We start from the raw sequence: 13,811 nt of genomic DNA on the forward strand, positions 1-13,811 counted from the left end.
TAATTCAATAGAAATTTAATATGCGAATTTATATTTTTACCCTTGAAATTTACCCAATCAAACCCTATATGACATTACAACTTAAGAGAAATGTGTCATAGGAGATTAGGTAAATGGCAAGTAAGCAACAAACAATGGGCTTTCAAACAGAAGTAAAGCAAATGTTGCATTTGGTAGTGCATTCACTATACAGCAATAAAGAAATTTTTTTACGTGAGTTAATTTCTAATGCCTCTGATGCCTTAGATAAATTAAGATTTTTGGCTTTATCCGACAGTTCGTTATATGAAAATGATTCTGATTTAAAAATCACGATTGATGTGAATGAAAAATTAAAAACCATTACCATAAAAGATAATGGAATCGGATTAAGTTGGGATGAAGCTGTTGAAAATTTAGGAACGATTGCAAAATCTGGCACTAAAGAATTCATGAGTCATTTAACTGGCGAAAATGTCAAAGATTCTCAACTTATTGGTCAATTTGGCGTCGGTTTTTATTCCGCATTTATTGTCGCTGATAAGGTTACGGTTAAAAGTCGACGTGCGGGGCTAAAGCCTGAAGAAGGAATTATATGGGAATCCAATGGTGAAGGTGAATTTACCATTGGGTCTGAAAAGAAATCAACTCGTGGTACTGAAGTTATCTTACATATTAAAGAAGATAATGACGAATTCCTTAGCGATTGGCGTTTGCGAAGTATTATCAGTAAATATTCTGATCATATCTGCTGGCCTATTGTCATGAAAAAAATATCTGATGAGGATAAAGAATCTAAAGAATCTAAAGAATATGAAACTGTAAATAAAGCAACCGCTTTATGGACAATGCAGAAATCCGATATTACTGATGAAGAATACAAGCAGTTATACAAACATATTTCACATGACTATCAAGATCCGCTCACATGGTCCCACAACCATGTCGAAGGCAAAAACGATTACATTTCTCTGTTGTACATACCAGCACATGCGCCATATGATTTATGGCAGCATGAAACGAAGCACGGTTTAAAGCTTTATGTAAAGCGTGTTTTTATTATGGATGATGCGGCTCAGTTTTTACCCCGTTATTTACGATTTGTAAAGGGTATTGTGGATGCAAGTGATTTACCACTCAACGTATCGCGTGAAATTTTACAAGATAACAAACAAGTCGAAAGCATACGCTCAGCCTGTACCAAGCGAGTTTTGTCCATGCTTGAAAAAATGAGCACTCAAGATAAAGAAACTTATCAAAAATTCTGGAATGAATTCGGATTGGTTCTAAAAGAGGGGCCAATAGAAGATCTCACAAATAAAGAGTCCATTGCCAAATTATTACGGTTTGCAACAACAGCTACCTCTACAGAAAAGCAGGAAGCTACTTTAGATGAGTACATTAGCCGTATGAAAGAAGGGCAAGACAAGATCTATTACATCACTGCGTCCAGCTATAATGCTGCAAAAAATAGTCCACATTTAGAAATCTTCAGAAAAAAAGGAATTGAAGTATTGCTACTTAGTGACAAAATTGATGAGTGGTTGGTGGGTTATTTGAGTGAATATGCCGGAAAGAAACTTCAATCCATTTCTAAAGGTAATGTTGAACTTGGTGATGAATCACCCGAACAGATTAAAGAACAGGAAAAAACTCTTGAACCGATTATAAACCATATCAAGAAAGTTCTGGATACAAGGGTTAAAGATGTTAAAGTAACGAATCGATTAACTGATTCTCCAGCTTGTGTCGTTGCCGATGAGCAAGATATGGGGCTTGAAATGCAGCGTATTTTACAAGCTGCTGGGCAGCAGGTTCCATTAAGTAAGCCTGTTTTTGAAATAAATCCTGAGCATCAAATTATCAAGCATTTGCACGACATACAAGATGATGATTTATTTGAATTATGGGTCACTATGCTATTTGAACAAGCTGTATTAGCCGAAGGTGGCCAATTAGATAATCCTGCAGATTTTATAAACCGAGTCAACAAATTACTGGTTTCAACTGCAGTTTAAAATATAGCTTTTGAAGTAGGCCTGGGTGAAGCAGTAAGTAACTCAGGCTGCTTAGAAAAAAATTTTTAGTAGTCCTTTGCTCCACCAGTTATTTCCTTCAGGAACTTATTTCTGCTGAGAATAATTCATCATAACTTTTTCATGGTAAACTTTAGATTCCTCTCTGATTGCAAAAGAATCCTAATCCATGTAATATAAATTAGATAGCTTATCTCAGCCCTCTGCATCAATTGCTTTTCTTTTTGGTGCAGTTTTTACTCCAGCAGTATTATTTGTACGGAAGAACCAATACAGTTGTCCCAACATCAATAAAATGTTCATTTAGCCATTTCGCTGCTCCTGGTAAAACGCGAATGCAGCCATGACTGCTGTTCGATTTAGGTACTTCATAAGCAGCATGGATGGCGTAGCCATCATGAAAGTGCATGCAATAAGGCATTTTGGCCCCTCCAACTACATGTCCATCACGTGCAATAGGGTATTCGTTAGATTTACATTCTGCCCCTTTTTTATTGAATACATGATAAGTTCCTGTAACTGTACGACAAGATTCATGAATGTCTTCACAATAATCCATACCACCGGAAGCACTTCCTGTCATCACTCTGTTTCCATTTGCATCGTAAGCTGCCCAAGCATATTCTTTGGGATCAAAAATAAATAATTTTTTACCATGTACTTCACGCTTCATTGGAAATATATTTCTTCCGCGAGAATCCTCCATATAGGGAGTGGTGTAATGCAAATTGCCTGCATCATCTGCAATCACATCAGGTTTATGAACAACACAAGCAGAGAGTAAAAGAGGGATTAATGAAATGAAAGATATAATTTTTTTCATTGTATGATATTATCCTAATCCAAGAAAAAAGGCTCGAATATCGAGCCTTTGAATGAAATTTCCATTTTCAATAGTTTTATTCATCCGTTAAACGGAAGTATTTAGTTCCAAAATATCTTTGGAGTTTTTTTCGAATTGTACCGCGACTAATGCCTAACATCTTCGCAGCTTGCAGCTGATTGCCTCGACGCTTTTCCATCACTGCTTGCAATAAAGGAGGTTCAACCTCAGATAATATCATATCATAAAGATCATCAATGCTTTTGTTCTTGTTTTCAGCAAGAAAACGAGTTACTAAACTATAGACTAAATCTTGTAAACCTTGATCTTGTTTAGTAATACTTAGAGTAGTTTCAGGTGTTTCTATGACAGTCATCTTAAACTTCCTTATTATTAATTAAATCACACATTCCAATTGCTTACATTCAAAATGAAAGCAAAATTAATTGTACATGAAGGACAAATGAGATTCTATATTTTTAAGAGAAAACTATGCATTTTTTTCGAGCAATTCATCCACCACAAGATTAAATAAAGAGCGGTCAGATTTTTCTGAGGACAAGGAATTTTTAACTTCATTTAAATGAGAAATCATTTTTGATGGTTGGCTGGGATCGTTAAAAAAATAATCTACATAGCGTGTTAATTCATGGGCATTGCAATCGTATTGAAGGAATTCTGGGACGATCATTCGATTAGCCAGAAGATTACATAAACCGAAATATTTCACTCGAATAAATCTCATTGCCAAAACATAGGAAAGAAAAGAAGATTTATAAATGATACACATGGGTTTCTTGAGGAGGGCACACTCAAGAGATGCCGTACCTGAAGCAACGATAACAAAATTAGCAGCGGCCATACAGCTTAGGGCTTGTCCTTGTACAAAGCTAATTGGCAAATTAACCCTCGAGAAATATTGTTTAATTTTTTCCGGTTTAATGTTATCTGCAATAGGAATTACAAAGTGTAAATTTGGATAACGTTGCTGAAGATTCAGGGCGGTATCCCGCAATACTGGCATATGGTATTTTATTTCGTTATTCCGACTACCCGGAAGCAAGGCAAAAATATTAGCCTCTTGAGGGAGTCCTAAAGTGGTACGAAATGCCTGGCATTCTCCCACAGAGGCTACTTTATTTATCAACGGATGCCCGACAAAATTAACAGGAACCTTGGCTTTTTCATATAAAATTTTTTCAAAAGGCAGAATGACAGCCATTCGGTCAATGCATTTTTTTATCGTCACTATGCGATTTGCCTTCCAGGCCCAAATTTGTGGGCTGATGTAGTATAGGATTGAAATGCCTAGCTTTTGCTTTGCGAACTTCGCAAGTCTTAAATTAAAACCTGGATAATCTACAAGGATGAGCAAATCCGGTTTTTGTTTGATTAAATGTTCCTTAATTGACTGGAATGCTTTACGAATAACATTAATATTCCGAATCACTGCTGTAAGTCCTGTTACCCCAAGATGAGCTAAATCGGAGATGACCTCAGCACCGGCTTCTTTCATATTACGGCCACCAATTCCACTGATTTCAATATTTGGGTAAGCTGACTTTAACTGATGAATCAATGTAGATGCATGGATATCGCCCGATTCCTCACCAGCAATGATGACAACACGCTTAGATTTTTTCATGGTGCTCAATTAAGTTATTTTGAATAAGGGAAGTGATGGTTTCTGCAACATCCAATGCATGAAGTCCATCTTCACCAGTAACCAGGGGGGTAGAATCATTTTGGATGCATTGAAGGAAAGATTTGATTTCTTCATATAATGCATCTCCTTGTTCATACTCTTTTTCTGCGCGTATGATGTCAGGAACCCCAGGAAACATTTCACCAGTGCCTTTTTTAAATACAGCAAGTTTTTTGCTTTGGTAGTCAATTGAAAGATAGGAGTTTTTTTGAAATATTCTGGTTTTACGTTCGGATTTGAAACTCACCCTACTTGCTGTAAGATTCGCCACGCAATGATTGGCAAATGTAATGCGCGCGTTGGCTATGTCAATTGCCTTAGTGAGTATGGGTGTCCCTTGGGCCAGAATAGAAACAATAGGACTCTTAACCATATTTTGAATTAAGTCTATGTCATGAATCATCACATCAAGTATGACATTCACATCAGCGCCGCGTGGCTTGAAGGGAGCCAATCGTTCTGATTCTATAAATAAAGGGGAATCTAAATACTCATCTAATGCCAATCGTGCTGAGTTAAAGCGCTCAAGGTGCCCCACTTGTAATTTAAGGTTATGTTTTCTTGCAAGAGTAATCAATTCCTTGGCTTGAGCAACCGTTTCAGTAATCGGTTTTTCAACTAAAACATGGACGCCATGCTCTAAAAAGGCTTTAGCAATTTCAAAATGTTTGCAGGTTGTTGCGGCTATGCTTACCGCATCGACTTGATTCAACAAGTCTTCATAATGGTAATAGACGGGAACATCTAATTCCTGAGCTACTGCAAGGACTGCATCTTTATTTAAGTCACAAACGCCAACTAATTCTGCATCAGGAATAAGTTGATACTTTTGTGCATGAAATCTACCTAAATAACCTACACCAATAACTGCACAACGAATTTTACTCATTTATAATCATATATAAGGATATTATTTGTGCGAATGATCGCATTTCCTGGATGATAAATCAATTTCAAAAGAGTATTATAAGCGCCTATATGCCATGAACACACTTGTTTTAAACCAATGGAATAAAAATATTATGCTTATAGCTGGAGTAGATGAAGTAGGGCGAGGGCCTTTGGCTGGAGCAGTGGTCACTGCTGCAGTGATTTTAAGAGATCCTATAGAAGGCCTTGCGGATTCAAAAAAATTAACTGCAAAAAAAAGAGAATTATTATCCATACAAATAAAGGAAAAGGCTATTGCTTACGCCTATGGAAGAGCTGAAGTAGATGAAATTGAGTCCTTAAATATCCATCATGCCACTTTACTCGCTATGAGGCGTGCTGTTGAAGCTTTACCGATTTCACCCAATCAAGTTTTGGTAGATGGCAAACACACTCCTTTATTGAACATACCTTGTAAGGCGATAGTCCAAGGTGATGATTTAATTCCTGCGATTAGCGCTGCTTCAATTCTTGCGAAAGTACTGCGTGATGCTGAGATGGTCGCGCTTGATGCTGTATATCCAGGGTATGGATTCGCTGATCATAAAGGATATGCGACTGTTGCTCATCGAGAGGCATTAACTCGACTTGGCCCATGCAAAATCCACCGTCGCAATTTTGAGCACGTAGCCTCATTACTACAAGTTGGATAATTGTTTCCCTAGTCTAAATAAATAACTTTTTGAATTTAGTTCAGGCTATTGAATAAAATTTTATGGGAGCTGATGGACATCAGAAGACCAAAGCTGGCTAAAAAAGTAACCATTGCAGTACCCCCATAACTCACTAAAGGCAAAGGAATGCCTACAACCGGTATAATTCCCATAACCATACCAATATTCACAAATCCTGACATAAAGAAGGACATAGCAAGGCTTGCGGCTAATAGGCGCGTATAGGTTGTTTGTGCATTTGATGCGATATTGAGACTTCTAAGAGAAATCATCACAATAAGCGCAATAATGGCAAACCCTCCGGCAAAGCCAAATTCCTCACTGGTAACGGCAAAAATAAAATCTGTAGCATGTTCAGGTAAGAAGTTAAGGTGGGACTGGCTGCCTTGTAACCAACCTTTGCCAGCAAGACCACCAGACCCGATGGCAATTTTAGACTGGATGATATGATATCCAGCGCCTAATGGGTCTTGCTCTGGATCAAGTAGCATATATACGCGTTGTTTTTGATAATCGTGCATGACATGCCAAACTACCGGAATAGCTGAGCCAATTAAAAGGATAAGCAACAAAATAATTTTGAAACGAATTCCAGCTAAAAAAACGACGCAAAGTCCTGCGGCTGCCACCATTATTGCCGTTCCTAAATCCGGCTGTTTTGCAATGAGTAGTGCAGGTATACAGATTATGAGTCCCGCAACGATGAGTGATTTAAAGCTACTAGGACGTGCCTGACGGTCAAAATACCAAGCAGCCATCATTGGGACGGCTAGTTTCATTATTTCAGAGGGTTGAAATCGAAACAATCCTAGCTCAAGCCACCGTTGAGCGCCTTTTCCTATTTTTCCCATAAGCATCACAGCTACCAGTAAGGTTAAACCAATGCCGTATATCCATGGAGTCCAAATTTTATATTTGTGAGGAGGAATAAATCCAAGCACAATCATAATAAGAGATGCAAAAATGAGCCTCATCGATTGACGCAAAATCATACTTGAATTTGCATTAGACGCACTGTACAAAATTAAAAGGCCAAAACTAATCAATAAAAGCAGCAATCCCAACAAAGGAAAATCCAAATGGAGCGATTTTGCTGTAAAACGATATACGGGTTTACTGTTTCTTCTGTTCATGAGATTTCATTGGATAAAGTTGATAATAAGCATCAAGCACCTTACGTGCTACGGTAGAGGCAGCTACATCATTTTCTACAACGACTGCGAGTGCTATTTCTGGTTCTTCGACTGGCGTGAAAGCGATAAACAAAGAGTTATCCCTTAAAGCCTCAGGAATGTCCTCATATTTAGTTTTTTCGTATTGTCTGCCACTGAATACTTGGGCTGTACCTGTTTTGCCAGCAACAGGATAAGGCGGGTTGCGGCCAAATCGATATCCTGTACCTTCGTTGCTCGTTAAAACATTGTGCATTGCATCCGCAACGATATCCCAATTTGCTTCATCTTTAAGGTAAATGGGATATTCCTCCATCGGCTTATAATGCTTTATTTCGCCACTGTCGCTATTTACAGTTTTAGTTAATAAATGAGGCCTAAACCGTCGTCCATGTTGGCTTAATGAAGCGGTTGCGTTAGCCATTTGCAAAGGTGTCGCCAACATAAAGCCTTGGCCTATAGATGTAATTAGGGTATCTCCAGGATACCAGGAAACCCCTTTGGTTTGTTTTTTCCATCGCAAACTGGGTACGATACCCGAAGCTTCCTCAAAGAGATCAATATTGCTTAAATGTCCCAAACCAAACTTTACGAGCATGTCTTCAATATTCGAAATACCCATTTTATTTCCCAATTGATAAAAATAAGTATCACAGGAAACGGTTATCGCACGTTTAAAATTAATCATTCCATGGCCTGTTTTTTTCCAGTCCCTATAAATGTGGCTTGCCGTTGGAAGTTTGTATTTACCAGGATCATAAATAGTGGTTGCCGTAGTAATAAAGCCTTTGTCTAGTCCTGCTAACCCTACAAACGGTTTAATTGTTGATGCCGGAGGATACACCCCTCGTACAGCTCGATTAAAAAGCGGTCTTTGTAAGGTATTGGACAATTTCTTGTATTCTTTAGAACTGACTCCCCCAACAAAGATATTAGGATCAAAGCTCGGAGAACTCACCATGGCTAATACTTCGCCATTTTTGGAATTAATGAGAACGACAGCACCTCGTTTTTCTTTAAGAGCCTCATAAGCTGCTTGTTGAAGTCTGATATCAATGCTCAAATAGAGCTTCGCCCCGGAATGAGGATAAATTTTATCAACTACTCTTAGCGTTCGTCCGCTGACATCTGTTTCCACCATTTGATAGCCTACTTTACCATGGAGGACGTCTTCATAGTATTTTTCGATTCCAGCCTTACCAATAAAATTAGTAGCGCGATAATTAGTAGGATCTACTGCTCTTAATTCTTCAACATTTATCCTACCAACATATCCTAATACATGAGCAGTTATCTCGCCCAAGGGGTAATGTCGCATCAGCCGGGCCTTTATACTGACACCAGGGAAATGATATTGATTAATTGCGAAAAGAGCGACTTCCTCTTGAGTTAGTTTCAATTTAATAGGAATTGGTACAAAAGATCGATTTTGTTTGCGGATTCGTTTAAAATTTTTAATATCCTCATCGCTGATGGATGGTATTAATTTTTTTAATTCCGATAAGGTTTTATCCATATTTTTTACGTGCTCTGGAATAATCTCCAGGACATAAACAGGAATATTTTCAGCCAGCAACACCCCATTTCGATCCAGAATCACCCCTCTAGGCGGAGCAATGGGGATAATGCTCATCTGATTTTTTAAAGATAAAGTTTGATATTTTTTAAATTCAGAAATTTGTAAAAATGCGAGCCTTAAAACAAGGATTAAAGATAAAATAATAAGGAAAGCAACCAACAAGTTAATTCTAAAAAGTTGGTGTTGGGTTTCTAATCGATAGTTTTTAAAAGATTGATTTCGGCTCATTGACGCACAGTCAGTTCAGCTGGACAAAAAAATGAATAGTAACTTAAAATTATTGTGTTTACTATAGGCTAACCGCACTCTAGCCCCAGAGCTATCAGGTCTTTTTCACCGGAAACGGCTATCTATTTGTCCGTAGACATGTCCTCAAAATGTTCTTATTTTAACAATCAAAACATAGACAAGGTTCAAAATCATTTGTGGTATGGGTGATGATTGATGATAGACCAGGCTCTATATAAAGCTTCCGCTAGAACAATGCGCACAACAGGATGGGGAAGGGTCAGTTTGGATAAAGACCACCGCTCATGACAGAGTTTAAGTATTTTTTGTGACAATCCTTCAGGACCACCTATTACAAAACACAAATGACTGCTTGTTTGTTGTAACTGGGATATCTTACGGGCCAAATCTTCGCTGCCAAACATTTTCCCTTCAATATCCAAAGCAATGATGAATGCATTATTGGGTAAGGCATCCCTAATGAGATCAGATTCTTTTTCTAATATACGCAACAGGTCAGAGGATTTACTTCGACGAATTAATGGGATTTCTATTATTTTAAGCTGAACACCATCATTTAACCGTTTCGCATATTCATTAGTCCCTTGACTAACCCAATCTGGCATTTTGCTCCCTAAGGCAATGATGGTGATTTTTAACATAATAAATTCTTGAATCGCTTTAATCTTTAGGGTGATCTTCCCACAACCCCTCTAGATTATAATACTCCCTGTATTCGGGTTGCATGACATGCACAATGTAATCACTAAAATCAATAAGAACCCAATCTCCCGTTTCCAATCCCGTGCAATTTATAGCAGGAGTACCGGTAATTTTCATTTCTTCCATTAATTTTTGGGCAATTGCTTTGACATGCCGGGAGGCGCGTCCAGAAGCAATAATCATGTAGTCAGTGATGGTTGTCTGCTTACGAACATCAATTACCTTGACGTCAATGGCCTGGTTATCATCAAGCAATTGTAAGAGTTTATTCAATATTGGATTTTGATCGGACATAAATAAGCTTAACATTTATAAAAAAGCGCTGAATATAACAGTATTTTCATCATATAAAAAGGGCTCAAGTATTTATTCGTATCGCATTGACATTTAAAGTCTGCCCGTAGAATAAAATTATCTTTGTAATCAAGAAATTATCGCCTTATCACCTACGAAATAATCAATGAGCCACATAGGTTAAAATCAAAAAAAAATTTTATTGATTCTTTTGAGGCCATTATTCTGATAAATGCACGTGCGTTAATAGAAATTTAATTACAGCAAATAAAATAAGACAACCGAGTGCAGCTATAAACAGTATTCCTAACTGTTGAGTAAATGCTGCTGCATAAAGAGATTTCAAGACCGCAATATTGGACTCTCCTGAAGGAATCGCTGTTAATGAAGCCAGTTTTCCTGATAAAAATCCACCGATGCCTAATGATACAAAAAAGATACCCATTAGAGTACTTACTTTATTTTTATCTGCTAAAAGTGTTATTGCTGATAGCCCAACTGGAGATAAAAGAAGCTCAGCCAAAGAAAACATGACATAGGGTGGAATAATAAGCAGCGGTGAGAGTAAAGTGGTTTTATCAGTAAAATTACTGACTAAGGCAATTAATGCATAAGCTGCGGTGGTTATAAAAATAGCAAATATGAATTTCTTACCAATACTTAGCCCACGTTCCGCTAAATTAAGTTTAGGATTTTTCTTGGCCAAAAAGAAACCAATGATGAGCATGCCTATACTTTGAATCGTTACATAATAGGGTGGTGGAAATTGAATCCCGCAAAATGTGGGTTCTACGACACGGGAAATAAATAAAGTTAAGGACATAAACATTTGAAAATAGAAAGACCAGAATACAACTGAAATGACGCATAACAAGCCAATGACTAATGTTTGCCGTGATTGGTTTGAACTTTCTTTATTGACAGAATATAAAATATAAGCCGCTGAGAAAAGAACTACAAGTCCAAATATGAGATTGGCGAATTGGGGCGAGTTTAATATATAGAAAGACAATGACCATAAAAAAATTAGGAGCACAGCAGCTGCGATAATTTTTTTATATTGAAATACAAAAGGATTATAATCTCTGATATTGTATTTTTTAATACCATATAAAAAAACAAAAAAAGCGACAACCATACCTACCGCTGCACTTGTAAAGGAAGCAACCCAGCCAAAATACTCATTTAATATACTGGGCAAAGTAGTGCCAAGGATAATACCTGTAGTAATCCCCATGTAAAAAATTGTAAATCCACTCTCTCGTCGTGCTGAGCTCATAAGATACTCATTACCTAAAAGTGAAGAAATGTTGGGTTTTAATAAACCCGTTCCTACTGCTATAGCAGCAAGAGAAGCTGTTAAAATGATGGCACTATCGACTAATGATAAAACGCAGTAGCTTAAAAAAAGGACAATGGCGCCTAACAGAACAGCGCGTTTTTGTCCGATTAATTTATCTGCAATCCATCCTCCTACTACAGGAGAAAGGTAAGTTAAAGCTGTAAAAGAGCCGACTAATGAATAAACCTGTTTGTCTGGCCATTTAAAATGTAATGCCAGATAAAGTGCTAGGAGTGATTGAACTACATAGAAGCCATATCGTTCCCACATTTCAGTTGCAAAGAAAATACGAAGTGATTTAGGGTGTTTTTCAGAGTTGGCGTGCACTTTGATTAATTGGATTGTCGACATAAAAAAAGTATATCATAGCCTTTTGATGAATCATAGGCAGAGTGTTCTCTTTCAAAACACCCCCAGACATCCCCTCATATTTTATGCATGTCGACAACACTAGTTTGTTTTTTAGAATTTTTTTTAAACCTTTTTCAACAGAGAGAAACTGGATTGAATCTAGGGCTCAATTGAGCCATAGAAGAAATATTATAGGCAAAAATTCACTAACCTAATCCGATCTCTATGCTCCTAAATAGCTCTAGTGTATGATGCGATATTTTAGTTTCGCAACGGAGCATTCTTAATGGAAGAATTCAAAACCCACCGGGTCATTAAAGCCAACAGAGGTAATGAAAAACAGGCGAAAAGCTGGTTGACTGAAGCAGCACTTCGCATGTTGTGTAATAATCTTGATCCCGACGTTGCAGAAGATCCAGACTCTCTTATTGTATATGGTGGTATGGGTAAAGCTGCTCGTAACTGGGCGTGTTTTGATGCGATTGTCGATGTCCTAAAAAAATTAAATGAGCAACAAACTTTACTCATTCAATCTGGAAAACCTGTGGGTATTTTCACTACTCATGAAGATGCACCCCGAGTACTTATTGCCAATTCTAATTTAGTCCCTCACTGGGCTAATTGGGAACACTTCAATGAATTGGATAAAAAAGGTTTGATGATGTATGGACAGATGACTGCCGGTAGTTGGATATATATCGGTTCGCAAGGAATTATCCAGGGCACTTATGAAACATTTGTTGCGGCTGCACAAAAACATTACTCCGGAACTCTGGAAGGTCGTTGGATATTAACTGGTGGTTTAGGAGGGATGGGTGGTGCGCAGCCATTAGCAGGTACAATGGCTGGAGCCAGTGTTTTGGCTATTGAATGTGATATGTCCCGGATAGAAAAACGGCTTAAAACCAAATATTTGGATCGTTATACTAGCAATTTGGATGAAGCATTAACTTGGATAAATGAATCCTGTAAGAAAAAAGCACCGTTATCTGTCGCTGTTTTAGGTAATGCTGCGGAAATTTTTCCGGAATTAGTTAAAAGAGGAGCAACTCCGGCATTAGTAACGGATCAAACCAGTGCTCATGATCCACTGAATGGTTATCTCCCCGCAGGATGGAGTCTCGAAAAAGCTGCAAGCTTACGCGAAACCGCTCCAGAAGAAGTGGTAATCGCTGCGAAGAAATCCATGGCTGCACAAGTCCATGCGATGCTTGAGTTTCATAAAAAAGGCATTCCAGTTTTTGATTACGGTAACAATATAAGACAAATGGCTTTTGAAGCAGGGGAAAAGAATGCCTTTGATTTCGAAGGCTTTGTACCTGCTTATATCCGTCCTTTATTTTGCGAGGGCATTGGACCTTTCAGATGGGTTGCTTTATCAGGAGATCCTGAAGATATTTATGCCACAGATGAAATGGTGAAAAAGTTAATTCCAGACAACAAACATCTACATCATTGGTTAGATATGGCAAAGGAAAAGATAGCTTTTCAGGGGCTCCCTGCTCGAATATGTTGGGTGGGATTAAAAGATCGTGCGCGTTTGGCTTTAGCTTTTAACGAGATGGTGCGCAATGGCTCTGTGAAAGCTCCTATTGTCATAGGAAGGGATCATTTAGACTCAGGTTCCGTAGCAAGCCCTAATCGAGAAACTGAAGGAATGATGGATGGGAGCGATGCCGTATCTGACTGGCCATTACTCAATGCTTTATTGAATTGTGCCAGTGGCGCAACCTGGGTTAGCATTCATCATGGAGGAGGGGTAGGTATGGGGTTCTCGCAACATGCTGGTGTCGTTATTGTTGCAGACGGTACAGAAAAAGCAGCATTGCGATTGTCCAGAGTTCTTCATAATGATCCTGCAACCGGCGTAATGCGGCATGCAGATGCTGGTTATCAAGTTGCTAGAAAATGTGCCAAAGAAAACGCGCTTTGGTTACCCATGGAGTCCTGAATTAGAGATTAATTTTAATTGTTA

Annotated in this window: 12 protein-coding genes; 3 read left to right on the forward strand and 9 right to left on the reverse strand. The window is 38.1% G+C overall.

The genetic code is table 11. From position 1 onward, the window contains the following. Positions 1-113: 113 nt before the first annotated feature. Positions 114-1,997: a molecular chaperone HtpG gene (gene htpG, locus BU07_RS0109450; RefSeq protein ID WP_031565481.1), complete on the forward strand. Its 1,884-nt coding sequence runs from the start codon at positions 114-116 to the stop codon at positions 1,995-1,997. Between the two features lie 268 nt (positions 1,998-2,265). On the opposite strand, the gene BU07_RS0109455 is transcribed toward htpG, so the two are convergent. The 4 genes from BU07_RS0109455 to BU07_RS0109470 form a co-directional block, all read right to left on the reverse strand. After that, a complete protein-coding gene (locus BU07_RS0109455; RefSeq protein ID WP_031565482.1) occupies positions 2,266-2,838 on the reverse strand; it encodes a L,D-transpeptidase in 573 nt (190 codons plus the stop codon). A gap of 76 nt (positions 2,839-2,914) precedes the next feature. Then, positions 2,915-3,214: a helix-turn-helix domain-containing protein gene (locus BU07_RS0109460; RefSeq protein WP_031565484.1), complete on the reverse strand. Its 300-nt coding sequence runs from the start codon at positions 3,212-3,214 to the stop codon at positions 2,915-2,917. A gap of 114 nt (positions 3,215-3,328) precedes the next feature. Continuing rightward, the gene (lpxB, locus tag BU07_RS0109465) at positions 3,329-4,483 is read right to left on the reverse strand and encodes a lipid-A-disaccharide synthase (protein ID WP_031565486.1); all 1,155 of its coding nucleotides are present in this window, start codon (positions 4,481-4,483) and stop codon (positions 3,329-3,331) included. Then, complete coding sequence (locus BU07_RS0109470) at positions 4,470-5,432, reverse strand: Gfo/Idh/MocA family protein (RefSeq protein WP_031565488.1); 963 nt, start codon at positions 5,430-5,432, stop codon at positions 4,470-4,472. Before BU07_RS0109470 ends, lpxB begins: the two co-directional genes overlap by 14 nt. 133 nt (positions 5,433-5,565) lie before the next feature. On the opposite strand from BU07_RS0109470, the gene rnhB reads away from it, so the two are divergent. Then, the gene (gene rnhB, locus BU07_RS0109475) at positions 5,566-6,126 is read left to right on the forward strand and encodes a ribonuclease HII (protein ID WP_035899090.1); all 561 of its coding nucleotides are present in this window, start codon (positions 5,566-5,568) and stop codon (positions 6,124-6,126) included. Positions 6,127-6,161: 35 nt separating this feature from the next. Here the strand turns inward: rnhB and rodA are convergent, their stop codons facing one another. The 5 genes from rodA to BU07_RS0109500 all read right to left on the reverse strand — a co-directional run bounded on the left by rodA (position 6,162) and on the right by BU07_RS0109500 (position 11,836). Beyond that, positions 6,162-7,280 (reverse strand): rod shape-determining protein RodA, encoded by a 1,119-nt coding sequence (gene rodA, locus BU07_RS0109480; protein ID WP_031565491.1) that lies wholly within the window; start codon positions 7,278-7,280, stop codon positions 6,162-6,164. Further along, positions 7,261-9,126: a penicillin-binding protein 2 gene (gene mrdA, locus BU07_RS0109485; RefSeq protein WP_031565492.1), complete on the reverse strand. Its 1,866-nt coding sequence runs from the start codon at positions 9,124-9,126 to the stop codon at positions 7,261-7,263. The genes rodA and mrdA overlap by 20 nt, the downstream gene beginning before the upstream one ends. Positions 9,127-9,317: 191 nt before the next feature. Beyond that, positions 9,318-9,788 carry a 23S rRNA (pseudouridine(1915)-N(3))-methyltransferase RlmH gene (rlmH, locus tag BU07_RS0109490; RefSeq protein WP_031565494.1) on the reverse strand — a complete coding sequence of 157 codons (471 nt, stop codon included), beginning with the start codon at positions 9,786-9,788 and terminating at the stop codon, positions 9,318-9,320. Between the two features lie 19 nt (positions 9,789-9,807). Then, positions 9,808-10,143 (reverse strand): ribosome silencing factor, encoded by a 336-nt coding sequence (gene rsfS, locus BU07_RS0109495; RefSeq protein ID WP_031565496.1) that lies wholly within the window; start codon positions 10,141-10,143, stop codon positions 9,808-9,810. A 220-nt stretch (positions 10,144-10,363) separates the two neighbouring features. Next, positions 10,364-11,836 (reverse strand): peptide MFS transporter, encoded by a 1,473-nt coding sequence (locus BU07_RS0109500; RefSeq protein WP_051635527.1) that lies wholly within the window; start codon positions 11,834-11,836, stop codon positions 10,364-10,366. 286 nt (positions 11,837-12,122) lie between these two features. On the opposite strand from BU07_RS0109500, the gene hutU reads away from it, so the two are divergent. Further along, a complete protein-coding gene (hutU, locus tag BU07_RS0109505) occupies positions 12,123-13,787 on the forward strand; it encodes a urocanate hydratase (RefSeq protein WP_031565499.1) in 1,665 nt (554 codons plus the stop codon). Positions 13,788-13,811: the final 24 nt, after the last annotated feature.

Origin of the sequence: Legionella wadsworthii DSM 21896 = ATCC 33877, from assembly GCF_000701265.1 — a bacterium.
Lineage (GTDB): Bacteria > Pseudomonadota > Gammaproteobacteria > Legionellales > Legionellaceae > Legionella > Legionella wadsworthii.

Bases quoted from the DNA above. Each gene is read 5' to 3' on its own strand.
- rlmH (WP_031565494.1), bottom strand. From the start codon at position 9,788: ATGTTAAAAATCACCATCATTGCCTTAGGGAGCAAAATGCCAGATTGG.
- htpG (WP_031565481.1), top strand. From the start codon at position 114: ATGGCAAGTAAGCAACAAACAATGGGCTTTCAAACAGAAGTAAAGCAA.
- BU07_RS0109470 (WP_031565488.1), bottom strand. From the start codon at position 5,432: ATGAGTAAAATTCGTTGTGCAGTTATTGGTGTAGGTTATTTAGGTAGA.
- BU07_RS0109460 (WP_031565484.1), bottom strand. From the start codon at position 3,214: ATGACTGTCATAGAAACACCTGAAACTACTCTAAGTATTACTAAACAA.
- rsfS (WP_031565496.1), bottom strand. From the start codon at position 10,143: ATGTCCGATCAAAATCCAATATTGAATAAACTCTTACAATTGCTTGAT.
- lpxB (WP_031565486.1), bottom strand. From the start codon at position 4,483: ATGAAAAAATCTAAGCGTGTTGTCATCATTGCTGGTGAGGAATCGGGC.
- BU07_RS0109455 (WP_031565482.1), bottom strand. From the start codon at position 2,838: ATGAAAAAAATTATATCTTTCATTTCATTAATCCCTCTTTTACTCTCT.
- rodA (WP_031565491.1), bottom strand. From the start codon at position 7,280: ATGAACAGAAGAAACAGTAAACCCGTATATCGTTTTACAGCAAAATCG.
- hutU (WP_031565499.1), top strand. From the start codon at position 12,123: ATGGAAGAATTCAAAACCCACCGGGTCATTAAAGCCAACAGAGGTAAT.
- mrdA (WP_031565492.1), bottom strand. From the start codon at position 9,126: ATGAGCCGAAATCAATCTTTTAAAAACTATCGATTAGAAACCCAACAC.
- rnhB (WP_035899090.1), top strand. From the start codon at position 5,566: ATGCTTATAGCTGGAGTAGATGAAGTAGGGCGAGGGCCTTTGGCTGGA.
- BU07_RS0109500 (WP_051635527.1), bottom strand. From the start codon at position 11,836: ATGTCGACAATCCAATTAATCAAAGTGCACGCCAACTCTGAAAAACAC.